This is a genomic window from Pleurocapsa sp. CCALA 161 (genome assembly GCF_003003995.1).
GTDB lineage: Bacteria > Cyanobacteriota > Cyanobacteriia > Cyanobacteriales > Xenococcaceae > Waterburya.
In genome coordinates, this window is record NZ_PVWF01000015.1 from 1 (window position 1) to 24,590 (window position 24,590).

Below are 24,590 nucleotides of genomic sequence, written 5' to 3' on the forward strand. Positions count from 1 at the left end.
ATTCGACTTTTGATGCATTACTTAAGATTTAAACGAGTCCCTATTTTTACTTAATCCACCTTTTATTCAGCAACGCCCTGTCAAAAAGATATTTTAGAGCAGGCAAATATTCAGGCAAAGGAAGCGATCGCACAGCTTTTAAATAGTACTGGACATCAGCAGATTCAAGTTAATACTGCGCCTGCTGTCTGTGACATTACGAGAAAATAAATCATTGTTTGAGCAACTAATTAAACCAGTTTATTTAAATTATTTTCTGGGAATTGGGCTGGGAATTCAGATTAATTAAGCTAATTATGTGAGACTATATAATAATTGAGCGACTAATTTAAGTATTTTTACTCCTTACATTTTTGAAAATTATCAATGATAATTAAGTCAAAAATTTTCACTTTGGCTTGTTAATAATGTCAGCAAACATAGTTACTTGGTATTGGATCATCTGCTTGATGGTCTTTGTCTATTGGTTTAGCCTTTTTTACTCAGATTACAGCACCTCTAAACTCGATCTAATTTCTTGGTGTGTTCTGTTGATTGCGTCTTTATTTTGGCCAATTGTTTTACCCGTATCTAGCTGGGAATTAAGCCGCAAAAGTTTGCATAATATTTTGTTATAGCTGGGGTTCAATTCTTGTTTGAGGAAGCTCTGGAGCAATATTGCCTCGATTGGTTTTTGGCTGCAATTTAGGATCTACCTTGACTTGGTACCCCATGTGTTCGAATTGTTCAACAAACTCTGTGGCACTATATTTTTGGTTAGATTTATTCGATTTAACAGTGGCTTGCTGCCTTAATTTTTTGAGCTTGGCTTTTCTACCCATAATATTTTATATATTTGATCGCAATTCACGGACAAAATCTGTTGGCTTAATTTTTAATCGGTAAAGTTTATGTGGCAGTAAGCAGATTACGGCACTACATTTACAGTGTAGCTTAATTTAAAAGGCGCAAAGCTCTGATCTTTAGCTGTACCGCTGATTTCTAGCTCGTATGCTCCCCCCTGGGGAAAGGTTATTTTTGCACCAGGTATTTCCCGATATTTTTCTACATTAATAGGGATTAATGCAGGTTCAAATAAAGGTGTGGCATCATTAGCGCGAGGAGTGCGATATACCCGAAGAATACAGTGACATTGGGACAAGGGAATGCTGTTTCCACCACGACGAGTTAAAGCAAACCAGGCTGTGGTTGGTTGATTTACCTGGGGATTATGATTAGGTTCAATGTGAAATGTTGCAGCTACCTCTTCAGATACTTCAACATTATGGGCGATCGCTGGTATCGAAGCGAAAGTTAACAGAGATATGATAGTAACAATTTTAAACTGGTTTAAAAAAAACATCTTATTGTATCTTAATTATATTTAGCTTTAGAACTCACAGGGTTGTGATGAGATATACGGAAAACGAACTATTAAGTAGTATTGACAATTTGAGTGATCTCAAAAATGGTGGTGTTGCTGAGATTAGTATTTAATTTTAAGCTTTATCTAACCTTTTAAGAATTAATTATCTAAAAATACTAACTGTTTTAATTACTAATTATTATTAATAGTTTGTTACTTATCTACTAGACAGAAGTTGTAAAATATTTTACAGTTATGTAGTGATTTGTTTAGGTTAAATTGGTGATGCAGCTCATTATAAGCTTGATTGCAATTTGAATTGTTAGGGTTTGATTGGTTGTGTAGCAATTTGAAGTTACTTAACTACTATTCAAATTTTTAGGACTCAAATAAGATTGCTATAGGTTCGTATTTTTTACTTAGTAATCATTCCAGCTCAAAATATATGTATTTTTATTAATCAACATTTATTATAATTATTCAAGCTCAGGGTATATTCGTGATTAAGATACTAGTAGTAGACGATCAAAACTTCACCAGGCAAGCTTTGCAAACAATTCTCGAAAATGAGCCAGATTTTCAAGTGGTGGAGAAAGCTACTAGTGGGGTCGAAGCAATTAAGTATTTAGAGCAAAATAGGGTTGATATTACCATTGTCGATTTAGAAATGCCTGAGATGGACGGTTTAAGCCTAACTAAAATACTTAGTGAACGTTTTCCTGAAACTAAAGCAATCATCCTCAGTAGTCATGACCATGAAGATCAGATCAACTCTGCAGTAGAGGCAGGTGCAAGAGGTTATCTGCTAAAAAATACCTCAGCTCAAGAAATTGGGGATACGATTCGTGCTGTACAGCGAGGTTATTTTCAACTTGGACCAGGATTATTTGAAAAGCTATTGTCCCATTTAATTAAAGAAAAAGAACAGGCTGCCGAGAACTTAATCGACTTACACAGTAAGTATGCGCGATCGCTCGTCGAGTTAGAGCAAAAGGTTTTAGCACAAAATGAAGCCTCAAGGAAAGAAATGTATCAAGAGTTAGAGCTTCAGATACTTAATATCAAACAAGATTTTCGCTTAGGATTAGGCAATTTCCAGTCGCAGGTAAGTCAGCAGTTACAAACTGGAATTGAAGCTGCAAGCTCTCAAATAAACCGTTCTGCACCAGATATGTATAAGGTGGAGATGCAGATTGACCATCGTAATTTGGAACAGCAAAGGTATATTAACACTCTCTTTGCAGGTAATAAACAAGCTCTTAGAAAACTGGAAAATCAAATTTACATATTGCGCTATTTTGTGACCTTTCTCAGCATTATTTTTTTTATCGTGGGCGTAAGTGTTCTGGTTTTCAATTAAAATAGGATTTGTTTAAAGATTTATTGGCAATGCGATCCGCGTAGGCTTTGCCTAATTGCAATTTAGTGACTCAAGATTTTGCTACTTGTTTCGGTAATCCCTACAAGACTAATTAATTTAATAATTTAGATAATGTTTTTTAGCACTCACTACTGAAGAGTGCTAAATTTGCAAATGAAAGTAGCGAGACGGAAAAGAAAATCCTATGGCGAAGATTGTTTCGTTTAATGAAGAGTCAAGACGAGCATTGGAAAGAGGTGTAAATGCCCTAGCCAATGCGGTGAAAATTACATTGGGACCAAAAGGTCGTAACGTTCTATTAGAAAAGCAGTTTGGCGCACCGCAAATTGTCAATGATGGAATTACCGTCGCCAAAGAAATTGAATTAGAAGATCCCTTAGAAAATACTGGCGCGAGATTAATTCGGGAAGTAGCCTCTAAAACTAAAGATAATGCAGGGGATGGAACAACTACCGCCACCGTCATTGCCCAAGCACTAATTAAGGAAGGTTTAAAAAACGTGGCCGCAGGAGCTAATCCTGTAGCCTTAAAAAAAGGTTTAGATAAAGCTACTGCCTTTTTAATCAAGGAAATTGCTGCTGTTGCCCAACCTGTGGCGGGAGATGCGATCGCTCAGGTAGCTACTGTTTCTTCAGGTAATGATGAAGAAGTGGGTAAAATGATTGCTCAGGCAATGGATAAAGTTACTAAAGATGGTGTAATTACCGTTGAAGAATCCAAATCCTTGGCAACTGAGTTAGATGTAGTAGAAGGGATGCAGATCGATCGCGGATATATCTCACCTTATTTTGTTACCGATCAAGAACGACAGCTCGTTGAATTTGAAAGTGCGGTGATTTTGATTACCGATAAAAAAATTAGCGCGATCGCCGATTTAGTTCCCATACTAGAAAAAGTGGCTCGTGAGGGTAAACCTTTATTAGTAATTGCCGAAGATCTTGAGGGTGAAGCTTTAGCTACTTTGGTAGTCAATAAAGCTAGAGGAGTTCTTAATGTTGCTGCGATTAAAGCTCCTGGCTTTGGCGATCGCCGTAAACAAATGCTCCAGGATATTGCCGTCTTAACAGGTGGTCAGCTAATTTCTGAAGAAGTTGGTTTAAGTCTTGATAAGATTGATACCGATATGCTGGGAACTGCTGACAAAATTGTCATCGATAAAGAAAATACCACGATTGTCTCTGGTTCTGGCAATAGTGCTGATATCAAAAAAAGAGTTGAGCAGCTACGTAAACAGTTAGCAGAAACAGACTCTGACTATGATCAGGAAAAACTACAGGAACGGATTGCTAAATTAGCAGGTGGCGTTGCTGTAATTAAAGTAGGTGCAGCTACCGAAACTGAGCTAAAAGATCGTAAGTTACGTATTGAAGACGCTCTAAATGCTACCAAAGCAGCCGTTGAGGAAGGTATTGTTCCTGGTGGTGGCACAACTTTGATTCACTTAGCTCAAAAACTAGCTGAATTTAAAAACACCCTTAAAGATGTGGAAGAGCAAGTAGCTGCCGATATTTTTGCCAAAGCTCTAGAAGCTCCATTGTGTCAGCTAGCTAACAATGCGGGGGTAGAAGGCTCTGTCGTAGTTGAAAAAGTGAAAGAAACCGATTTTAACGTTGGTTACAACGCGTTGACTGGTGAATTTGTCGACATGATTGCAGGAGGAATCATCGATCCTGCTAAAGTAGTTCGTTACGCAGTTCAAAATGCTTCCTCTATTGCTGGCATGGTATTGACTACCGAAGCCTTGGTGGTAGAAAAACCCGAACCCGAAGCTGCTGCACCTGGTGGTATGCCTGGGGGCATGGGCGGTATGGGTGGCATGGGTGGCATGGGTGGTATGGGCGGTATGCCTGGAATGGGCATGATGTAATGCCCGCTACTCTATCTAATTAGATGAGTCACAAGTTTAATAATTTAATATTTTGAGGTAGTTCTTTGGATTAGACTACCTCTTTTTTTGTAGGTAAAGTAAAAACAATAATAATCCTCTATGAAGAGAATTTCCTTGAAAAATGAAGATTAGATAAAATTACAGACATTTCCTTTAAAATTTAGAAAATGCTTGGGGTAAATACTAGCTTGTTTGAATGGTAAATTTTCAATCTCAGTCAATTAACTTAAGTAAAATTATTTATATATTTTTTAACTAGCTAATGTTAAAGCTATTTCTAAATCTTTTTTCCAGCGAAGCCAAGTCAACGCAGACGGCTATCGTTAAGTCTGATGTCTCCAAATGGGAGGCGCAAATTGCTCAAGCGGATACTTTCTGGGAACAAGGAAAAATAAGCGAAGCTGTGGCAATTTATGATTTAGCAATTGAACAACATCCTCACCTGCCAGAAATTAAGCAGCGTTTGGCAGGGCGTATGAAGCACCAGATAGATCTTGCCATCGCTTACCAAAAATTAGCTATCAGTTTAAAAAAACAGGGCAAAATTGAACAAGCAGCTAATTACTATCGTCAAGCAATTAGTCTTAAAGCCCTAACAGGAAATACTAAAAATCAATTATTAGGTTCTCATGTTGCTCCTGTCAAAAAACCGCCAATTCCTGTTGCTAGTTTAAAGGAAGCTGCCTTTTCTTTTCAGCCCTTGACTAACAATTTGGCGATCGCTAGAGTGAGATCGCTATCCCCAAGCTTGCCTAACCTTGAAGCAGTAGTTGACCCCACTCCAAGTTTTTCGCCCCGCATTAAGGCAATTAATCCTGAACAGGCAAAACAAATAGATTGGGAAACGGCACAGGTTTACTTCCAAAAAGCACTAGACCATCTTGAAAAGCAAGAATGGGAACAGTCAGCATTAGCTTGTAAACAAGCCACGCAAATCATGCCTAAGATGGCAGAAGCATATAAAATTTGGGGTAATGCTCTCCAAAGAATGGGTCAAACTGGAGAAGCCATGGCTTGCTATGCTAGAGCGGTAGAGGTGAAACCTAACTTAGCTGATGTATACGCGGGTATTGCCGATATTTATGCTCAACAATTAAAATGGCAGCAGGCAATCAAGCATTATCAAAAAGCGATTATTATCAAGCCCAGTGCCAAAACCCATCGCAAACTAGCGGCAATCTGGGAAGAAGTTGGTGAAACTGAGAAAGCAGAGTTTAGTCTTGATCGGGCTTCAGAATTGGAGTTATCTGACAGCTCAACTAGCAACACCCCCAATTCAGAATTAGTAGCAATCAACCACAATAATATTGAAGAGGCTGTAGCGTCTTATTGTCAGGCAGCAAGGCAGTTGGAGCAAAATAACCAGTGGCAACTAGCAGCAAAATACTATCGGCAAGCTGTCAACTTAAGTATGTCACGCCCTGCTTTAGCTGCGTCTAAATCAACTCACAATCAGCCAGAGTTATCTCAAATACCTTCGTTTTCACAGCAGCCTCAAACAAAAGATGTTTTCAGTCAATTAGACAAAGCAATTCAACGTTATCATCAGCAAGCAAAGTTGCAGCCTAGCTCTCCTAAAATTTTTACAGATCTTGGCAATCTTTACGCTAAAAAAAATAAGTTCTCTGAAGCGATCGCCTGCTATCATCAAGCGATTAAGTTAAACCTTAAATATCCTAATGCACACCTAGGTTTAGCCAGAACTTTACTCAAAGCTGGCAAGCAGCAAGAATTTGTTAAGGAGATGCAGCTAGCTTTGGCTTTACAGCCCAATATTGGCACGGCAATAGATCGATTCTCTCTGGCAGATGCCTTGGTTGAGCAGAATCAAGAACAACAGGCAACTGGTTTTTATCATCAGGTAATAACTCTCGATCCTACATTTTCTTCTTCATATCATCGTTTAAGCGATCTTTTAAGTAGGCAAGGAAAACACGAACAGGCGATCGCATTGTTAGAACAAGGAATTAGGCAAAATCCACATAATCCCGAATCATATTATTTATTGGCCCTTCAATGGGAAAAGCTGGAAAATTGGGACAAGGCGGTCAAAACTTATAGTCAAGTACTGCAAATAGAGCCTCAATATCCTGAAGCATCGAAAAAGTTAAATCATGCTTTAGCGCAAAAACTGAAGCGTAATCTTCAAATGCAAAATAAATCTAATCAATAAAAAAGATTTTTATAAATTAATGTCGGGCTGAAAACTCATGCGTCTTGTACCTTGAGATGAAAGCCCGACCAGGAAACAAACATCCGAAGGATACCGCTTAAATCGAGAACTTGAACTTAAAATCAAAATCTGAAATAATACAATAACTACAAATGAAAGAGTCCGTTCTGATACATGGCATCCCAACAGGGAAAGAGGAATTGTAAGCGACGACGGGTAGCTCCCTTACAGAGGCGTAACAACGATATTGTAGTCGAACCATGAAAACTTAAAGTTAGAGGTTCTGTCGAAGAATACGTCCGACAGGTAAAAACTTTAGCGTGAGCGTAAAAAACTCTAATTCTCTCTTCTACCTTTGGGTCGGAAGAGCAGGGCGTGACACCACGCGGTGTGGCAACTTTGGTTGTCTTGTCAATCGTCCGAACGTAACGCATCATTTGGTGTAGTTACAAGCTGCATCCGCTTGTCGGTGCAGTAATTGACTATTAGTTCCAGCTAGCCCTAACCTTATATAGATGCTCGTTAATCTAAAAATTAATAATTTTGCTCTAGTTGATTCCTTAGAACTTAATTTAGACAATGGATTAAACGTTTTGACTGGGGAAACAGGAGCGGGTAAATCGATTATTCTTGACGCGATTGACATGGTGTTGGGAGGGAAAGCAAATAGCCGTATGATTCGCACAGGTAGCGATCGCTCGACGATTGAAGCTACTTTCCAAATTAATCCTAGTTTGAGTGCTTGGCTCGCGGCGCAGGAGATCGATCCTCTAGAGGAAGATACTTTAGTTTGCAGTCGCGAGATTGTGATTAATAAGACTAATTTGCGCTCCCGCAGTCGCGTCAACGGAGTGTTGGTAAATCTGCCGTTAATGTCTCAATTGCGATCGCGGTTGGTGGAAATTACCGCCCAGGGTCAAACGGTCAACTTATTAATTGCCGAACAGCAACGGCATTTATTAGATGCTTATGGTGGCAAGGGGATAGGTAAGCAGTTAACTCTAGTTGCTCAAGCTTATGAGGCAACCCAGCAGGCAAAGCGAGAATTAAATAAGCGGATTCAGTCGGAACAGGAATTATTGCAACGACAAGATTTAATTAAGTTTCAACTTAAGGATTTAGACGAAGCAGAATTGAGGGATGAGCATGAATTAGATGAACTAGAGCAAGAACGGGATCGCTTATCTCATGTGGTTGAGCTACAGCAATTGGGTAATCAAGCTTATAAACTGCTTTATGAAGGAGACGATGATGCACCAGCAGGGGCGGATCTATTGGGTCAGGCGGAATCTTGTTTAATGGAGATGGTGGAATATGATTCTGAGTTAAACCCGATTTTAGAAATGGTGCAGTCAGGATTAGTGCAGATTGTTGAAGCAGGGCAGCAAATCAATGGCTACAGCGAGGGATTGGAGGCTGATCCAGAGAGGTTAGAAGAGATTGAAGCCAGAATTAGGCAGTTAAAGAGTATTTGTCGCAAATATGGCCCAGATTTAAGTGATGCGATCGCTCTTTACGAACAGCTACAGTCTGAATTGGCTCTAATTACTGGGGGTGGACAATCCATTGCCACTTTGGAATCAGCATATCAAGAGGCTTTGGCACAGCTTACTACAGCATCTAAGCAACTCACTCAACTTAGGCAAAAGGCAGCAACTAAATTAGAAAAGCAGCTAGTCAAAGAATTGAAACCCCTGGCGATGGATAAGGTGGTGTTTGAATGTCGTTTGATTGAATGTTCGCCAACGGCAATGGGTGCAGACAGGATCGTATTTTACTTTAGCCCCAATGCGGGAGAAGAGATTCAGCCCCTCTCCGTCATTGCTTCGGGGGGAGAAATGAGCCGTTTTCTTTTGGCATTAAAAGCCTGTTTTTCGGGGGCAGAAGAAAGTTATGGGACTTTAATCTTTGATGAAATTGATGCGGGAGTATCGGGAAAAGTGGCTCAAGCGATCGCCGAAAAACTCCACCAACTTGGTCAACAGCATCAGGTGTTGTGTGTCACTCACCAGCCACTAATTGCTGCGATGGCAAACGGGCATTTCAAAGTCGAAAAAACCATTATTGAAGAGGGTAGCAAATCTCCAGGACAAAATGGTAATAGCCTGGTGGATATTCGCACAGTGGTTAGAGTTAAAGCTTTAGCTAATCATCAGGTACGAGCAGAAGAGTTAGCTCAAATTACAGGAGGACATTCCGCCGAAGATGCGATCGCCTTTGCTGAGTCTTTATTAACTAAAGCTGCTAGGTATCGCGCTACTCAAGGGCAGTAGGTAGTAGGTAGTAGGTAGTAGGTAGTAGGTAGTAGATATTAGTAAAAAAATGTCCTAACATTGTCTAGTTTTACTATAAAAGCTTTTTTCAGCCGAGGGTAAAACCAGTCAATCTAAACCTAGCTGATCCATCCCGAACATTCTAACTTGTAACCAATACAGGGCAAGAAGAAAGATTAATTACGCGGTTGGTGACGCTCTCCGCAGCAGCTTCTTCATCGATTAAGCCTAAACCCCGACAACTCATAATAATCAAGTCGGCATTGATTTCATCGGCAACATCACAGATAGTAAAAGCGGGTAAGCCTTCTCTTTCCAAAGTTTCGGCAGAGATTCCCTGATTAGCAAAAAATAATTTGGCTTCTTGCAGCAGTTTTGCTACCTGCGTTTCTGAACTCATCACGCCATCCTCTTTGGTTTCGACTACAGAAAGAATAGTTAGTCTACTTTGATGAGTTTTAACCATATCCGCCGTCAGTTGAATTCCTTTGCGCGCTTCTCTACTTAATTCGATGGGGAATAAAATATTTCTGAACATAAAAAAATATTAATACTAGGTAATGATACTGCTGCAATGAATCATTGTGTCAGAAAAGCCTCTGCTGATTCAGAAAATTTACCAATTTTAATTATTAATGCCAGTATTAATCTCAGTTTAGCTCTACTTACGGCTTAAGCGATCGCCTTGGCGACAAATTAAGTCATAATCACAATAACGACAGGCTTGACGATCTAGATCGGGGGCAATGGGATAATGTCCTAGGCTCAAATGATTTTTTACCTGTTGGGCAAAAGCGGCTAATTCGGCAGGATCTTTTTGCGGACGACTAATGGTTTTTTGTTTAGTCAGAGAATAGTAGGCTGCTGTGTCAATCACTGCTTCGGGGTATCGCTGGGAGATCGCATCTTGATAGACTGCTAGTTGAATATCTAGATTAGCTTTGCCTGTGGCATCTTTGACCCCAGCGGGAGTTGCTCCACTAGTTTTGTAATCAATTATAGTTAAACCTGTGGGAGTGCGATCGATTCTGTCTACCTGTCCTTTGATCTGCAAACCATGCCACTCCATTGCAAACTTAGTTTCAGTCGCCATTACTTCTCTGGCTGGAGGTAGAAATTCGACGCTAGCAAGGTTAAGGGCAAGCAAGTTTAAATGTTCTTGGCGCTGAAATTTCCATCCTGATAATTCAGTCAGTTTTAATTCCTGTTCGCTAGTCGCAAAGGCTTGGGCTAATTGTTCTTGATTAAATTGAGCTAAGTCGCTAGCGGTTTTAATCCCCGTCAAAGCTAATTCTAGACAACGATGGTAGAGATTCCCCCGCATGGCAGCCACGAGATCTGATTCTGCTTCAATTAATTCTTTTAGCCTCAGTAAGCGCCTACTAAACCATTTAAAGGGACATTGCCCCAGTTGGGTTAATTGAGAAGCACTGAAAATTTTACTTTGGGGATCGATACTAATACCGATGACACCATCATACTGATCGGGCGCGATCGCACTTTCTCGATTATTCTCTACTTTTAAGGCATGAGCAATTTCTGGCATTAACCATGAGCTATCTGACTGCCATAAATTTGGTTGGCGCAGATATAGCTGACGCGCTTGCTCGATACTTGCTATGGGCAAATTCTCGACTGGACTTGGTTTTAAGCCTAAACATGCTAAATAAGGACTTGCGATCACACAATTGCGTTCAATTAATTCAGGATAAGAAAAGCTAATTTGCTCCGTCGGCACATTTAACAGATTGTAAAAATCAAAAGTTTCTTTTGAAGCAAGCTCTACCGCTGTTGATATATTTAACCCCTGTTTAGCTAACTGCTTACGATGATGAAAATCTAAAATAGGATCATCGGCGATCGCTGCTGGCAAAATCCCCGCACCACAACCTAAGATAAATACATAGGAATAATGCGTTCCTAATATAGATGTGGGGCAATGTAGCTCAATTCCTCCCTGCCCAGGTTGAACAGGAATAGTCAATAAAGCTAATATTTCGCTAATTTCCTGGCAAAAAGCCTGTTTACTAGAATGATGCGATCCATTTTTGCTTAATTCTTTTAATCCTGACTGTAATCGATAGTAAGCTAATATTTCTCGCGCCCAAGATTTGGCATTTTCTAAAACATTCCAAGCCGACAAGATTTCTAATAGACGATTAACCCAATTGCGAGGATGACTAGTTTTCAAATCGAGCAGGCTTAAATCTACTCCTAACTCCTGCCAAGCATTCAAGCCTTGAGGATGGGTTTCTCTAGCTCGTTTCCAGATCTGAGCCGAGAGATACTTAGCTAAAGGGTGAGACAGTAATTTAGCCGTTGCTTCAAAAGGAAAGTTATCTCGAACAACCTCCAGCAATAGCTCGATCCAAGCACCCAGACGAGTTTGCTGCAAAGGAACTTCATAGGATAACTGCACTGATAAACTGTATTCCCAGGCAAGATTAATTAAAGTCTCTCCATATAACTGTGGTTCTCTTGTCACCAAGACAATATCTTGAGCAGCAACCCCTTGAGACTGCAAAACTTTGGCTTGAGTTAATACACTTCTTACTTCTTGTTCTAAATTAGGATAAACATTTAACTTGACTCTTGAAGGCAGAAGCGACGTCTGTTGAAAATCTCTAAAACACTGTCTTAGCTGATGATTAATTGCTGTAATATTTGCTGACTTACCCGCTAATAATTCCCATCCCTGAGACTGCAACCAACTTAAAGCCTGGTAATTTTGAGGATATAAATCATCTAAGGGTAATACTAAAATACTATCTTGTTTGGCGATCGCATTAATTAACGCTAATTCATCTTGCCCAGGAGTAAAATAACCATAAAAAACATAGGCTTTCTGGTAAGCAATATGAATCGCACCCTGCCAATATAACTCTGCTGCATCAACGCGTTTAACTTGTCGCAACTGGTGGCGATAAGCAGCAGCCAGATTACCCAACTGCTGAATCCGTGGCTCTAAACTTGTCTGTAGTTTCGTCAACTCAACGCCACTACGAAACAGCTCTTTAATTGTGCCTAAAAAAGCTTTCGCTGTTCCTTCAATATCATTAGTATCAACTACTTCCCGCACCGCATTTTGCAATAAACGCCGACTTAATAGCGCTGAAGCAACTCCCATACCCCGATGACGAACAATATTTTGGGTCAAACTTTCTAAACTGTAGTGGGGTACTTTCAGATAAGAAGCGATCGCTTTACTGGGTGTAATTACCTGAAACCTATACTCAGAAGATACGGTAGAAGGAACTTCAGGTAAGATATATCTGCCCATAATTTAAATAAAAATTAAATAATAAAAGCTGTTGAACCAGTAACAGGAGAATCTTTTTTCCTTCAGTTTTTTCACACTAAGATTGCCTACTAGCATTAGTGTGGAATGGTTTGAAGTGTTTATCTTGGTAATTTTTGCCATTTTCAGTATTTAGATTAATTCTAATGGAGGTATAGTTATAAATTTTAACCAGGCATTAGGTTTACAGTGATCTTGCCTATGCACGGTTGATCGCTGCTACTTCACAGGAAGTATTGAGGCTGTTAGGGATTATTATGCGAGTGGGAATTTAGTGGTGAGGATTGTAGAAATTAAGTAACTATAATTGATTGATCGCTTCTGAAAAAAATAGGGAACTATACGCATAGTGTCATAAATAGTTCAAGCGGTAAAAAGTGAATCAATTACAGATAAGTAAAGAACGTTGGTTGTACGAACGATTAAAAAAAGAAAATCCTAGTGCAAACCCCCAATTTTCCTTTGATGCTACCTGCAATTGGCTTCGAGCTATTGCTCTATTGTGCGAAATTAATAGCTTTGAAAAAATTCAACTTTCGGAATTTTATAAATCTGTTCAGCGTCGAACGGTAAATAGAACTGCCGACACATTGGTTTTTGAACAAGCATTTATGAGTTTTCATAACCTGGCAGGACTCGAAGCAATAAAGATAAATCAAGACTACCACTGTAATCTAATTCAGTCGGCAATAATAAATTGGTATTACGGAATTTACTTTGCAGCTAGTGCGATGATTACTGCTGGCGATGGCTCTTATCCTCAAGACCATGCAAGCACCGCCAATGCTTGGACTCAACACTTTGTAATTACCAAGAAAATTGTTTACCCATTTAATCTGTACTTACCAACTTTGGTAGAAAAAGAATATAAGGTCGAAGTAGAAAAACTTCGGCAAGGAAACGCATCTTCAGTGCATGAGTCACCAATCGATGAAGGTTCTGCTCATAGCGTTTGTATATCCTTTTTAAAAGGCTCTGCGGATTGGTACAGAGAAAAAAAACAAACCGAAATTCTCAAATGTACAGAGTTTCAAAACAAAGGATTTACTAACTTTCGGAAGCTTGAAGCTCGAAAAATAAGAGATTATCGTCTACAAAAGAAAAAAGTTAGTTTTCTTCATCAGGCGTTTCGCTTTCGAGGAAAAGCTAATTACCGCGATGCCATCTATCTCTCATACGGTGAAAAGCGAGAACAAGAAATTACTAATCTAATAGAAGATTTGTACTTTACATTACATTGTTTTCTCAGCATGGCATCGCACTATTGTTCTAAACGTGTAGAAAGACAAACTTGGTTACAGTTTTCCCAAGACATAGAAAAAAATAAGCTTGTATCTACATCTACTATACTTTTTCAAGTGTAAAAAGAATTAAATAAAATGCAAACTACAGTTCAATTTTTTCCAGTTCGCGATCGGCAATTGTCCATAGTTCACTTAATACACTATTTGTGTTCCACTGATAAGCTCCTAGTAAAAACATCGTGTAATCATCTTGTTTATCTTTGATCTCTGGAAACGATGTTAAAACAAGTTGCATTGGTTGACCTTCAGTAGGACAGTTATAAGCATATTCAGATGAATAACACTCTTTCCAAAAAGTATAGGTAACTTCATGTATTTTGATTAGTTTTTCAAAGGCTTCTTTCTCTTTTTCATCCTCTATTTGTTTGTAAGCATATTTTAGATCTGCAAGCGAATTCCCGTATTCAATTTGGTTGATGCCTACTTCTGTCTTAGTCTGAAGTTTATCTAGCAACTTTTTAGTTTCTAATGCTTCTTCGCTAATTTTTCCGTAGCATCAAGTAAATACTATGATTTCAATATTCGTGATGTCAGCCCAAAAGGAGCAGTAATGACCGCCGATCCTAAGAAAAAATATGAACAACTCTCAGGTTTTTTTGGTTTAGCAATTTATGATAATGGCGAATACTCAAGCCGAATCTGTGAATTAGAGAAACCTGTTACTAGCTATGATGATATTAACGATATAGAGATTAAAGACTGTGACGTTTACTAATCATATAAGCTACTTAGGAGAAGGCTCTATTGGAATCCTGAAACCGTACCCAACAGTCATATCGTCGCCATCGGTGCATCGGGCAGTGGTAAAACTCAGACCTTGAAGGCGATTACACAGTTGCGTATGCAGAAGCGATCGCTTCTACCGAAACTTAGAACTGCTCAACCAAATAAAACTGATAACCTAGATGATATAAAGCTCGCTTTTCAACCAATTTAATGACTAAAACCATAACTGCCACCTTTGACGGCGAATATTTACGTCCAGATAATCCTGTAGACCTTCAGCCCAACCAACGTTATCTAATCACCATTCAACCAGAAACAGAAACTCAGACTCCTGAAAGCGGTTGGTCAGCAATAGAAGCCCTTGCTGGAACAGTAGAAGCTCCTGCCGATTGGTCGATAGAACACGATCACTATTTGTACGGTAGTCCCAAACAAAACTAGTTAGCTTGTATTAATGACCAGCGAAAGATATTTTCTAGACACCGTATTTATTCAGGCTTTACTCAACAAACGAGATTGGTATCATCAATCTGCACTTCAACTTCTAACTCAGGTTAAAGCTGCGTCTGAAGTTTGGCTAACCGAAGCTATTTTAGTAGAGGTAGGCAATGCTTTAAGTGCAATAAATCGCCAAGCAGCAACCACATTTATTCAGCAGTGTTATAACACTCCCAACATCATATTAGTCAGTGTTGACACCGTACTTTTACAACGTGCTTTGGAACTATACAGTTCAAGGGGCGATAAAAGTTGGGGTTTGACTGATTGTATTTCTTTTGTAGTTATGCAAGACCAGAATTTAACTGATGCTCTCACAGCAGATCGTCATTTTGTGCAAGCAGGTTATCGAGCCTTAATGCTGGAGTAATCAGTCATCAGTCATCAACTTCTTGGTCACTGTTTACTGATGAAAAAATGCTCACCAATTTAACCACAAGTCCAAACCACGACGACGAACAATATTTTGGGTTAAGCTTTCTAAACTGTAGTGGGGTACTTTCAGATAAGAGGCGATCGCTTTACTGGGAGTAATCGCCTGAAACCTGTACTCATATGGCTTAGTATAACTACTTAACTTTACCAAAACGGCGATCGCGTTGCTGAAAAGCGACTATAGCTCGATCGAGCTGGTCATTATCAAAATCAGGCCAGAGAGTCTCGGTAACATATATTTCTGTGTAGGCTAGCTGCCATAGCATAAAGTTACTTAAGCGCATTTCCCCACTAGTACGAATCAATAGATCGGGATCGGGACTAGCAGAAGTATAGAGATGTTGAGAGATAGTCTGGTCGTTGATGGAGTCGGTGGATAGTTCACCCTGCTGTACTTTTTGGGCGATCGCTTTACAGGCATGAATCATCTCATGACGACTACCGTAGTTAATTGCCACATTAAAAAAGACTCCTTGATTATGCTTTGTGCGCTCCATTGAGTGATGCATTTCCTGTTGTAGGGAGGGGGGTAAAGGAGTCAAGTCGCCAATAAAATTAATGCAGACTTCTTCTGCTTCCATCTCCTTTAATTCTTTCTGCAACAGCCTTTCAAATAAACTCATCAAAAAGCTAACTTCCCCTGTGGGACGACCCCAGTTTTCGGTTGAAAAGGCATAAGCAGTTAAGGTTTTTATCCCTAAATCCTTACAGTAGCGCAATATTTCCTTGAGGGCATTAGCACCTCGGCGATGTCCTTCAATGCGGGGTAATCCTCTTTGTTTTGCCCAACGACCATTACCATCCATGATCACAGCAACGTGGTTCGGCAATTTAGCTTGGTTGACTTGGGTTGATTTGGTGATTAATTGAGCTGTCATAAAAAATTATTTTAAGTTCAAAGATTATCAGAGATTAAATTTAAAAAGCAAGAGTAGTGCTACTTAGGAAATAATTATTTTAGGCTGATGGCGTTCAAAATTATTGTTCCCAAAAAATTTTGGAGTTGAGCAACATGAGTGTAAATACTCTGGAGTTAATTGACCACTCCAATCCCACATTCGTTTTAAAATCCACATAAAAGTGTAAATCAATTCACCTCGCTCCAAAACTGACCAAGATTGCCAATTTAAAACGGACATCATACGTTGAAATGTAGATTTAATATTTGCTGGAGATTTAATTGTTGACGACTTATAGAATACAGGCAAGATAGTATGAATTTGGCTAAGAAGATAGCGAATTAACTGCTCCGTACTATCGGGATAGAGCCACATTCCCATCCCCCAGAATTTTGTCAGGTGATTTACCTCGTCCTGCAATAGTTCTCCTAGTACTTGTTGGATAGTTCCCGTCGTATGAGACATTAGCCATAGATATAAACAAACTGCACCATATTCGGTAATTACCCGATGTAGTCCATGTTGATATAAATCTTGATAGGCATTGATCCAAGGTTGATAACTTTTAGCAATTTTGGCTTGAGGCGTAACTGATTTGTTGGCTAGCAGTTGATAAAGTTTGATTAAGGCTGGACTATGCTGACGCTCTTCTTTTTCCCACAAACCTAATTCAATGATGGTGTCTGCTTCCACCACACCCCCGACAAACCTTGCCATACTAGGATGAATTGGTTCAAGATACTGTCTACTGGTTTGGGTATAGTCTCTGATCGGTGCTTCCGTATCCAACGCACCTTTGATAATAGACAAAAAAATATCCAGTTCAAGACCAACAATCTGTTCTGGATGAATATCTTGCCAATTAATTATTGACCATTTACGGGGTTGCGGATGCTCAAATTGCCGAGGTAAATCTTCTAGGCGATCGCCTAATTGGTCGTAACTTAAATATCGATCGATTAAATAATTAATCCTCGCTTTAGTTTGAAAAAAATTAGGGTGAAAACAAACCTCTCCCGCTAAATCTCTAGTTGCTCGATCCATATTATTTCCTCTTGACTGACTTGAGATACAGCTTAGGTAAATTCCCGTAGTTTGTCTGTCGGGGAAAGTCGGGAGTTTTTAAGTCGGAAAAAGTCGGCAAGTTATTGCTAGTTATTTTTTCTTTTGGTAAATTCTTGCCTGGCGCATGTTTGAGGATTTGGTCTTAACTTTGCTCAGTCTAGTTTTCAGGCGTTGCCTACGGTAAGAATTAAGCCAATCACTAATGCTGTGGCTCATAGCGCCAATTTCTAAACCAATCAAGAAGGCTGCTGTTTCGTGGGGATATTTGTTAATTAATAAATGTAGTTGATTTCGCACAAAATCTTGCCAATTCCAGGCAAAACCAAAACAAAGTTGAGCGATCGCCACTCCTAGAGTACTAATCACAGAAATAATGCAAAATAGATAAAGTAGCCTGACACAAGTACCGATAATCAATCCGTGAGAAAAGAGCGAACGATGGCGCAAGCAGCGACGATAGGGCAGCCAAATACCGCGAATTATCCCCCAGCGTTTATATTGCAGCGAATGAATATCAAGATCGGGTCCAAACATCATCCCGCTAAATAAATATCCACAAGCTAAAATCAAAGTTAGTTCAGCGCTGCGGTTAGTTAAGCAGTAAGTAATTCCTCCTACCCAAGGTAAGAGCTTAATAGTAATGCGATCGTGTACGATTCCTGAAGGCATAATTCAGCGATCAAATGAGCAATTAACTTTATCTTTTTATCTTGTTAGGGTAAAGGACTTTTAAGATAATGCACAGTGGCAAGGGAAGAGAAAATAAGGCAAAGAGTTTAATACTTTGGTAATCTTACTTACAGTAAATTCTTCAACAGGTGATTGGGTAATGTCTGATTCGGCTAACCATAATAATTTAGATTGGCTTCATCGAGGTACTAGCGAGATTTTTCCCGATCGCCCAGATTCAGAGAATCCAGATGAAAACTTGAGTCAGCGCATTATTCAAAGCAACTGCCCCCTCAGAATCAAACTAGGTATCGATCCCACAGGCACAGATATCCATTTGGGTCATAGTATACCCTTTCGTAAGCTACGGGCTTTTCAAGATGCAGGTCATACCGCTGTGGTGATTATTGGCGATTTTACCGCCCAAATTGGCGACCCTACGGGCAAGTCTGAGGTGCGCCGTCAATTAAGCGCAGAACAGGTCAAAGCCAATGCTCAAAGCTATCTTGAACAGCTAAAACCAATTTTGGATTTTGACACTCCAGGTCGCTTGGAAATTCGTTACAATTCTGAGTGGTTGAGTCAACTAGACTTACCCCAAATCCAGCAGTTGCTAGCCACAATGACCGTGGGACAAATGTTAGCGAAAGAAGGTTTTGCAGAACGCTATAGTCAAGAAAAACCAATTTTTCTCCATGAGTTTTTATATCCTTTGATGCAGGGATACGATTCTGTTGCCGTTAAATCTGATGTGGAGTTGGGTGGTACGGATCAAAAATTTAATATTGCCGTCGGACGAGATTTACAGCGGCACTTCGGTCAAAAAACCCAGTTTGGTTTGCTGTTGCCGATTTTATTGGGTACTGATGGAGTACAAAAGATGTCCAAGTCTTTAAATAATTACGTTGGACTACAGGAAGATGCTCTATCTATGTACTCAAAACTAGAAAAAACTCCTGATAATTTGCTCCCAGACTACTTTGAGCTTTTAACCAATCTCGATCTTACCCAAATACCCGAAAACCCTAGATCGGCGCAAAAATTACTGGCGATTGAAGTCACAACTCAGTTTCATGGCAAAGAGGCAGCATTGCAGGCACAGCAAACTGCGGAACAGATAGTACTCCAGGGTAATACCACAGGAGGAGATATTAGCGAGTATTCCTTATCAAAAGTCGAGTTTCCCGCCAAGCTATTCTATATTTTGGGGGCAAGTGGTCTGTGTCAAAGCAGTGGTGAAGGTCGCCGACAGATTCAAGGGGGTGCAGTGCGTCTAGAAGGCGATCGCCAAACTGATGTTAACCTAACTTTCAATTCCCCTGAGGAACTAGCAGGAAAAGTGCTACAGGTAGGCAAGAAAAAGTTTATTCGCTTAGTTTCCTAATGATGATGTTAGTGGTGAAGCCTAATTTTGGGCAATGGCGTTTAAGCCTATTCATAACTGCTGTCTTATCAATTGTTCTGTTTGAGCCTATGTTTAGCCGTCCAATCTACTCTATGCCTATATTGGTTGCTGATGAGCCAAAAAATTCAACCCCAAAAAACTTTACTTGCCCAAATAATCTCCCAGAATTAACCGCTTTACTTTTAAAAGACTTACCCGCCTATAGCAATCGAATTATTCAACGAACTCAAAATCTTAATCAGGCAGCAGGGATTCAAAACTATATCATCACTGCAAGTAAAGCCGAGTTTGAACCGTTAACCTTGCCTCGACTACAATATGATCACCAAAACGGTCAAGATCCCGAACAAGTCTTTTTTACAGTTTTAGAAAGACAATATATTCAGGGCAAAATAGTTGAGATTCAAACCTATCACTGGCTATTTTTAACTCAAACCAACAGCGGTTGGCGTACAGTGATGCTCTTTTCTCGCTTGGGTAATGTTGACAACAATCAGCCTCCTGCACCACCAAGAGAGACAACTAACGGCATTATTGGTCGTGGGGTTCAATTGTGGCTGAGGGACTGTCGCGCTAACGCAGTTAGATAGATAACTGATGTTAGATGTCACACACTAATCAATCTGCTAAGACTAGGTAGTATAGTCATCTCAAATAGCAACCATTCGATCTTATAAGGAAGTAGCCCTAAAGGATTCCCTTCGGTATCGAGTAGGAAATAGCTCTAAAGGACTCGCTTCGCATCGCAGTAGCAAGTTCAGATTCACCATAATCATTAATACAAAATAACTATCTCTGAAATTAATTGAAATGACTATAAGTTTTTTCTTTACCTACTACTTATTTTCTATCAGCTTAAAGCTTAGAGCTTAAAACTAATTCAAGCATCATCCAAAGCGACGATACCAGGTAGAGTTTTCCCTTCAAGCAATTCCAAACTTGCACCACCACCAGTTGAGATATGGCTCATTTTTTCAGCCACCCCAACTTTTTCGACCGCAGCTACAGAATCACCACCGCCAATAATGGTTACAGCATCGGTTTTACCTGCTAGGGTATGAGCGATCGCTTCTGTTCCCGCAGCAAATTTATCAAATTCAAATACACCCATTGGTCCATTCCAAATGACGGCGTTACAATCAGCTAGAGCATCTTGAAATACTTTAATAGAATCAGGGCCAATATCTAGTCCCATCCAGCCATCAGGAATATCATTGATGCTGACAGTTTTAGCATTAGCATCAGGAGCAAAATTATCAGCTACCACAACATCAGTCGGCAACAGCAATTCTACACCCTGTTCTTTGGCTTTGGCTTCTAAAGACTTAGCAAGCTCAAGCTTATCTTCTTCAACTAAGGATTTACCTACTTTTAAACCACGAGCCTGATAAAAAGTAAAAATCATTCCGCCACCAATCAGCAACTTATCGCATTTATCTAATAAAGTTTCGATGACGCCAATTTTGCTGGAAACTTTAGACCCACCAATAATCGCTGCCAAAGGACGTTTAGGATTATCTACAGCATCTTGAAGATAGTCTAATTCCTTCTCGATCAAGTAACCAGCAACACTAGGACTTAAATAATGAGTTACCCCTTCAGTGGAAGCGTGAGCGCGGTGAGCAGTTCCAAATGCTTCGTTAACGTAGAGGTCGGCATTAGCAGCTAAGCGTTGGGCAAATTCAGGGTCATTGGCTTCTTCTTCGTTATGAAAACGGAGATTTTCTAATAACACAACCTGCCCATTGCTCATGGCATTGACAATAGAAGCTACGCTGTCGCCAACGCAATCATCACACTTAGTAACCTCTTGTCCTAATAGCTCAGAAAGTCTTTTGGCAACTGGAGTAAGACGTAATTCTTCTTTCACCTCCCCCTTAGGACGACCCATGTGGCTACACAAGATTACTTTTCCGCCTTTATCAACTAAATATTTAATTGTCGGTAACGCAGCTTTAATACGAGTATCGTCGGTAATATTGCCACTATCATCTAAAGGCACATTAAAATCGGCCCTTACTAAAATTCTTTTTCCCGAGACATCTGCTTCGGTCAAATTCGCGACAGTCTTCTTAGCCACTGCGACTTTCCTCCTAATTGCTTGTTAAATAAGTTAAAAAAATTACCCAAGTCTAAAGATAAATTCAGCTGAATTTTAAATTTGGGGCTAGGATTAATCTACCAGAGGGACTGCACTAAAGAAAGCATCTCCTCCGTAATTATTCACTAACGCAATTGGCGATCGCAATTACCGAAGATCATTTTGAAAGCTTTTAGCTTTTAGTCATGATGCCAATTGAGATAATTTGATTATTCACCCACTGACTTAAATTAAAACTCACCTTTTAACGCAGCATTACAGCGATCGCAAATTGTCGGATCATCTTTAAAACTACCTACAGACAAGGAATAATTCCAGCATCTTTCACATTTTTCTCCATCAGCTTTAACTACAGCAATATTGGCAATATCTGATTCACTTTTATATTCTGAATCAGGAAGATAATCGACCAATTCAACTTGAGAAGCTAGGAAAAAATAGCGCAATTCATCAATGTTTTTCTCACTTAAAGTATCTGATGAATTATAAGCTGCCAATTTATTTTTTAATTCTGGATCACAAACATGAAGCAACACTTTGGCATCAAGAGAAGAACCGATCGCTTTTGCTGTTCTCGCCTGTTCCATGACCTTATTTACTTCATCTCGTAAATCGCGGATTATGTCCCATTGTAGGGGCGTTTCCCTAAAGGACTCGCTTCGCATCGCGCGAAACGCCCCTACGGGATTTTGCCATTCATCTTTTATTTCTACCCAACCAGATTCAAACACGGATTTATAACCTGTGTCGTAGGGTAAAGCTTGCCAGATATCCTCTGCCATGTGACACAATACTGGTGCGATCGCTCTGGCAATGTTTTCAATTGCGATCGCTAACACTGTTTGACAGCTTCGACGACGGAAAGAATCGAGACTGCTGATATATAGTCTGTCTTTGGCGATGTCTAAATAGAAGTTAGATAAATCCACCACGCAGAAGTTTTGAATAGCCTGGAAGAAGCGGAAGAATTGATAGCTTTCATAAGCCTCAGTAACTTCAGCAAATACCTCTGTCATGCGGTGCAATATATATTTATCTAATTCTGGTAAGTCTGCATAAGCTACAGCATCTTTTTTAGGGTCAAAGTCATGTAAGTTACCCAGTAAGAAACGAGCCGTGTTGCGTACCTTGCGGTACATATCGGCAGTTTGCTTGATAATATTTTTGCCGATCCGAACATCAGAAGTATAATCTACGGAAGCTACCCAAAGACGCAGTACATCAGCACCATAAGCAGGTTCTTGCTTCTGGTTATTGCCTCCTTCAATGATTAACTCAGGAGCGATCCCATTACCCTTAGACTTACTCATTTTAAAGCCTTTCTCATCCACTACATACCCATGAGTTAAGACTGTCTTATAGGGTGCAATACCGTTGGTAGCGACGCTGGTAAGCAAACTCGATTGAAACCAACCCCGATGTTGATCCGAACCTTCTAGATACATATCCACGGGATATTTTAAGCCTCTACCTTTTGCCACCGCAGCCCAAGATGAACCAGAATCAAACCAGACATCCATCGTATCTGTACCCTTGCGATAGGTGCGTCCATTCTGACGATAAGACTCAGGTAGCAATTTTTCTACGGATAACTCCCACCAAGCATCAGAACCTTTTTCAGCCACGATCGCCTTAACATGATTGATAGTTTCCTCAGTTAATAAAGGCTCATTTGTCTCCTCGTCATAAAACACAGGAATCGGCACTCCCCAAGCACGCTGACGAGAAATACACCAGTCAGAGCGATCGCTTACCATAGGCGTGATGCGTTTTTCTCCTTGAGCGGGAATCCAAGTAACTTCGGCGATCGCTTTTAAGGCTTCATCTCTAAATCCTGCCACCGAAGCAAACCACTGTTCAGTAGCACGGAAGATTGTCGGTTTACCTGTGCGCCAGTCATAAGGATATTTGTGAGGGTATTCCTCGTGTTTAAGCAATGCCCCCGCCTCTTGCAGCGCATCGATAATTGCTTGATTACCTTGGCTAACTTTTTCATTTCCTTTCGCAACTACCTGCAAACCTGCAAACTTACCTGCTTCCTCGGTAAACTTGCCACCATCATCTACAGGGGAAAGAATCGGCAAACCGTACTTTTGTCCTGTGATATAGTCTTCTTGCCCATGTCCAGGGGCAGTATGTACTAGTCCCGTACCAGATTCAGTAGTAATATAGTCCCCACCGATAACTACTTTACTCTCGCGATTAAATAAAGGATGTCGGTAAACAGTATTCTCTAACTCTTTACCCAATAAAATAGTTTTGACGGTTAAATCGGTTTTTAGGGTTGTAGACAATTGTTGGCTCAGATCTTTAGCCACAATTAGATATCGCCCCTCACTGGTTTGGGCTACTGCATATTCTAATTCGCCATTGACTGCCACAGCTAAATTACCAGGGATAGTCCAGGGTGTAGTAGTCCAGATAGCTACGCTTAAGTTGGGCAAATATTCTTCTAATTCTGCTGCACCTTCTCCCAACTTACTAACAGGGAAAGCTACATATATACTCGGAGAAGTATGCCCTTCAGGATATTCTAATTCTGCCTCAGCTAGCGCCGTACGAGAACTAGGACTCCAGTGGACGGGTTTTAAGCCGCGATAAATATGACCTTTAAGCACCATTTGACCAAAGACATCAATTTGTGCTGCTTCGTATTCAGGCGTAAGGGTTAAATAAGGGTGTGACCAGTTGCCCCAGACACCATAGCGTTTAAAGCTCTCACACTGTTCTTGCTGTGCTTGGATGGCAAACTCTTTGGCTTTTTGACGTAGCTTGAGGGGTGTTAATTCTTGACGCTCTTTTGATTTGATTTTCTGAAGTACTTTTAATTCTATAGGGAGTCCATGACAATCCCAACCTGGAATGTAGTCGATTTTGTGTCCCTGCAATAACTTATATTTGTTGACAATGTCCTTAAGAACTTTATTCAGCGCGTGACCCATATGCAACGAACCATTAGCATAGGGAGGGCCATCATGGAGGATAAAAGAGTCTTTAGGGTTATTCTGCGACAGTTGCTCGTAAATTTTGTTTTCCGCCCAAAATTGCTGTAATTCTGGTTCTCGTTCCACGGCATTCGCCCGCATATTGAATGCTGTTTGGGGCAGATTTACGGTTTCTTTATAAGAAC

Annotated in this window: 22 protein-coding genes; 10 read left to right on the forward strand and 12 right to left on the reverse strand. The window is 40.1% G+C overall.

What is annotated here, in order from left to right:
* Positions 1-611 precede the first annotated feature (611 nt).
* Together C7B62_RS05595 and C7B62_RS05600 are read right to left on the reverse strand one after the other, a co-directional pair.
* Positions 612-821, reverse strand: coding sequence for a hypothetical protein (locus C7B62_RS05595; protein WP_106233638.1), 210 nt, complete (start codon positions 819-821; stop codon positions 612-614).
* An 86-nt stretch (positions 822-907) separates the two neighbouring features.
* Complete coding sequence (locus C7B62_RS05600) at positions 908-1,342, reverse strand: hypothetical protein (RefSeq protein WP_106233639.1); 435 nt, start codon at positions 1,340-1,342, stop codon at positions 908-910.
* Between the two features lie 502 nt (positions 1,343-1,844).
* On the opposite strand from C7B62_RS05600, the gene C7B62_RS05605 reads away from it, so the two are divergent.
* From C7B62_RS05605 to C7B62_RS05615, 3 genes are all read left to right on the forward strand, one after another.
* Positions 1,845-2,705, forward strand: coding sequence for a response regulator transcription factor (locus tag C7B62_RS05605; RefSeq protein WP_106233640.1), 861 nt, complete (start codon positions 1,845-1,847; stop codon positions 2,703-2,705).
* A gap of 205 nt (positions 2,706-2,910) precedes the next feature.
* Positions 2,911-4,593 carry a chaperonin GroEL gene (gene groL, locus C7B62_RS05610; RefSeq protein ID WP_106233641.1) on the forward strand — a complete coding sequence of 561 codons (1,683 nt, stop codon included), beginning with the start codon at positions 2,911-2,913 and terminating at the stop codon, positions 4,591-4,593.
* 283 nt (positions 4,594-4,876) lie between these two features.
* Entirely contained in the window at positions 4,877-6,787 is a 1,911-nt protein-coding gene (locus tag C7B62_RS05615; protein WP_106233642.1) for a tetratricopeptide repeat protein, read from the forward strand.
* A 146-nt stretch (positions 6,788-6,933) separates the two neighbouring features.
* Here C7B62_RS05615 and C7B62_RS25325 read toward each other — a convergent pair whose 3' ends face one another.
* On the reverse strand, positions 6,934-7,224 hold the full coding sequence (locus C7B62_RS25325) for a hypothetical protein (RefSeq protein WP_146132049.1): 291 nt from the start codon (positions 7,222-7,224) through the stop codon (positions 6,934-6,936).
* Between the two features lie 78 nt (positions 7,225-7,302).
* Between C7B62_RS25325 and recN the strand changes: the two genes are divergently transcribed.
* On the forward strand, positions 7,303-9,060 hold the full coding sequence (gene recN, locus C7B62_RS05620; RefSeq protein ID WP_106233643.1) for a DNA repair protein RecN: 1,758 nt from the start codon (positions 7,303-7,305) through the stop codon (positions 9,058-9,060).
* A 142-nt stretch (positions 9,061-9,202) separates the two neighbouring features.
* On the opposite strand, the gene C7B62_RS05625 is transcribed toward recN, so the two are convergent.
* Both C7B62_RS05625 and C7B62_RS05630 read right to left on the reverse strand, forming a co-directional pair.
* A complete protein-coding gene (locus tag C7B62_RS05625; RefSeq protein ID WP_106233644.1) occupies positions 9,203-9,598 on the reverse strand; it encodes a universal stress protein in 396 nt (131 codons plus the stop codon).
* Positions 9,599-9,721: 123 nt separating this feature from the next.
* A complete protein-coding gene (locus C7B62_RS05630) occupies positions 9,722-12,340 on the reverse strand; it encodes a PD-(D/E)XK nuclease family protein (RefSeq protein ID WP_106233645.1) in 2,619 nt (872 codons plus the stop codon).
* 395 nt (positions 12,341-12,735) lie between these two features.
* On the opposite strand from C7B62_RS05630, the gene C7B62_RS05635 reads away from it, so the two are divergent.
* Positions 12,736-13,722, forward strand: coding sequence for a hypothetical protein (locus C7B62_RS05635; RefSeq protein ID WP_106233646.1), 987 nt, complete (start codon positions 12,736-12,738; stop codon positions 13,720-13,722).
* 22 nt (positions 13,723-13,744) lie between these two features.
* Here the strand turns inward: C7B62_RS05635 and C7B62_RS05640 are convergent, their stop codons facing one another.
* A complete protein-coding gene (locus C7B62_RS05640) occupies positions 13,745-14,116 on the reverse strand; it encodes a hypothetical protein (RefSeq protein ID WP_106233647.1) in 372 nt (123 codons plus the stop codon).
* A 96-nt stretch (positions 14,117-14,212) separates the two neighbouring features.
* On the opposite strand from C7B62_RS05640, the gene C7B62_RS25600 reads away from it, so the two are divergent.
* The 3 genes from C7B62_RS25600 (at position 14,213) to C7B62_RS05650 (ending at position 15,256) form a co-directional block, all read left to right on the forward strand.
* Entirely contained in the window at positions 14,213-14,377 is a 165-nt protein-coding gene (locus C7B62_RS25600; RefSeq protein ID WP_158260632.1) for a hypothetical protein, read from the forward strand.
* A gap of 221 nt (positions 14,378-14,598) precedes the next feature.
* Positions 14,599-14,829 (forward strand): hypothetical protein, encoded by a 231-nt coding sequence (locus C7B62_RS05645; RefSeq protein ID WP_106233648.1) that lies wholly within the window; start codon positions 14,599-14,601, stop codon positions 14,827-14,829.
* A 13-nt stretch (positions 14,830-14,842) separates the two neighbouring features.
* Positions 14,843-15,256: a type II toxin-antitoxin system VapC family toxin gene (locus tag C7B62_RS05650; RefSeq protein WP_106233649.1), complete on the forward strand. Its 414-nt coding sequence runs from the start codon at positions 14,843-14,845 to the stop codon at positions 15,254-15,256.
* Between the two features lie 51 nt (positions 15,257-15,307).
* Here C7B62_RS05650 and C7B62_RS25605 read toward each other — a convergent pair whose 3' ends face one another.
* The 4 genes from C7B62_RS25605 to C7B62_RS05665 form a co-directional block, all read right to left on the reverse strand.
* Positions 15,308-15,472, reverse strand: coding sequence for a hypothetical protein (locus C7B62_RS25605; RefSeq protein WP_158260633.1), 165 nt, complete (start codon positions 15,470-15,472; stop codon positions 15,308-15,310).
* Positions 15,456-16,199, reverse strand: a complete 744-nt coding sequence (locus C7B62_RS05655; protein WP_106233650.1) for an isoprenyl transferase — start codon at positions 16,197-16,199, stop codon at positions 15,456-15,458. Before C7B62_RS05655 ends, C7B62_RS25605 begins: the two co-directional genes overlap by 17 nt.
* 63 nt (positions 16,200-16,262) lie before the next feature.
* Positions 16,263-17,264: a hypothetical protein gene (locus tag C7B62_RS05660; RefSeq protein ID WP_106233651.1), complete on the reverse strand. Its 1,002-nt coding sequence runs from the start codon at positions 17,262-17,264 to the stop codon at positions 16,263-16,265.
* Between the two features lie 111 nt (positions 17,265-17,375).
* The gene (locus tag C7B62_RS05665; RefSeq protein ID WP_106233652.1) at positions 17,376-17,954 is read right to left on the reverse strand and encodes a metal-binding protein; all 579 of its coding nucleotides are present in this window, start codon (positions 17,952-17,954) and stop codon (positions 17,376-17,378) included.
* 160 nt (positions 17,955-18,114) lie between these two features.
* Here C7B62_RS05665 and tyrS point away from each other — a divergent pair, with 160 nt between their 5' ends.
* A complete protein-coding gene (gene tyrS / locus C7B62_RS05670) occupies positions 18,115-19,338 on the forward strand; it encodes a tyrosine--tRNA ligase (RefSeq protein ID WP_106233653.1) in 1,224 nt (407 codons plus the stop codon).
* A gap of 113 nt (positions 19,339-19,451) precedes the next feature.
* Positions 19,452-19,949, forward strand: a complete 498-nt coding sequence (locus C7B62_RS05675) for a hypothetical protein (RefSeq protein ID WP_106233678.1) — start codon at positions 19,452-19,454, stop codon at positions 19,947-19,949.
* A 290-nt stretch (positions 19,950-20,239) separates the two neighbouring features.
* Here C7B62_RS05675 and pgk read toward each other — a convergent pair whose 3' ends face one another.
* Positions 20,240-21,439: a phosphoglycerate kinase gene (pgk, locus tag C7B62_RS05680; RefSeq protein ID WP_106233654.1), complete on the reverse strand. Its 1,200-nt coding sequence runs from the start codon at positions 21,437-21,439 to the stop codon at positions 20,240-20,242.
* 251 nt (positions 21,440-21,690) lie between these two features.
* A complete protein-coding gene (gene ileS / locus C7B62_RS05685) occupies positions 21,691-24,546 on the reverse strand; it encodes an isoleucine--tRNA ligase (RefSeq protein WP_370303800.1) in 2,856 nt (951 codons plus the stop codon).
* Positions 24,547-24,590 lie beyond the last annotated feature (44 nt).

Excerpts from the sequence above, each read along its gene's own strand:
- C7B62_RS05630 (WP_106233645.1), bottom strand. The coding sequence starts at position 12,340 with ATGGGCAGATATATCTTACCTGAAGTTCCTTCTACCGTATCTTCTGAG.
- tyrS (WP_106233653.1), top strand. The coding sequence starts at position 18,115 with ATGTCTGATTCGGCTAACCATAATAATTTAGATTGGCTTCATCGAGGT.
- C7B62_RS05595 (WP_106233638.1), bottom strand. The coding sequence starts at position 821 with ATGGGTAGAAAAGCCAAGCTCAAAAAATTAAGGCAGCAAGCCACTGTT.
- C7B62_RS05675 (WP_106233678.1), top strand. The coding sequence starts at position 19,452 with ATGCCTATATTGGTTGCTGATGAGCCAAAAAATTCAACCCCAAAAAAC.
- C7B62_RS05600 (WP_106233639.1), bottom strand. The coding sequence starts at position 1,342 with ATGTTTTTTTTAAACCAGTTTAAAATTGTTACTATCATATCTCTGTTA.
- C7B62_RS05615 (WP_106233642.1), top strand. The coding sequence starts at position 4,877 with ATGTTAAAGCTATTTCTAAATCTTTTTTCCAGCGAAGCCAAGTCAACG.
- ileS (WP_370303800.1), bottom strand. The coding sequence starts at position 24,546 with ATGCGGGCGAATGCCGTGGAACGAGAACCAGAATTACAGCAATTTTGG.
- recN (WP_106233643.1), top strand. The coding sequence starts at position 7,303 with ATGCTCGTTAATCTAAAAATTAATAATTTTGCTCTAGTTGATTCCTTA.
- C7B62_RS05625 (WP_106233644.1), bottom strand. The coding sequence starts at position 9,598 with ATGTTCAGAAATATTTTATTCCCCATCGAATTAAGTAGAGAAGCGCGC.
- groL (WP_106233641.1), top strand. The coding sequence starts at position 2,911 with ATGGCGAAGATTGTTTCGTTTAATGAAGAGTCAAGACGAGCATTGGAA.
- C7B62_RS05665 (WP_106233652.1), bottom strand. The coding sequence starts at position 17,954 with ATGCCTTCAGGAATCGTACACGATCGCATTACTATTAAGCTCTTACCT.
- C7B62_RS05660 (WP_106233651.1), bottom strand. The coding sequence starts at position 17,264 with ATGGATCGAGCAACTAGAGATTTAGCGGGAGAGGTTTGTTTTCACCCT.
- C7B62_RS25325 (WP_146132049.1), bottom strand. The coding sequence starts at position 7,224 with ATGATGCGTTACGTTCGGACGATTGACAAGACAACCAAAGTTGCCACA.
- C7B62_RS05655 (WP_106233650.1), bottom strand. The coding sequence starts at position 16,199 with ATGACAGCTCAATTAATCACCAAATCAACCCAAGTCAACCAAGCTAAA.
- C7B62_RS05650 (WP_106233649.1), top strand. The coding sequence starts at position 14,843 with ATGACCAGCGAAAGATATTTTCTAGACACCGTATTTATTCAGGCTTTA.
- C7B62_RS05645 (WP_106233648.1), top strand. The coding sequence starts at position 14,599 with ATGACTAAAACCATAACTGCCACCTTTGACGGCGAATATTTACGTCCA.
- C7B62_RS25600 (WP_158260632.1), top strand. The coding sequence starts at position 14,213 with ATGACCGCCGATCCTAAGAAAAAATATGAACAACTCTCAGGTTTTTTT.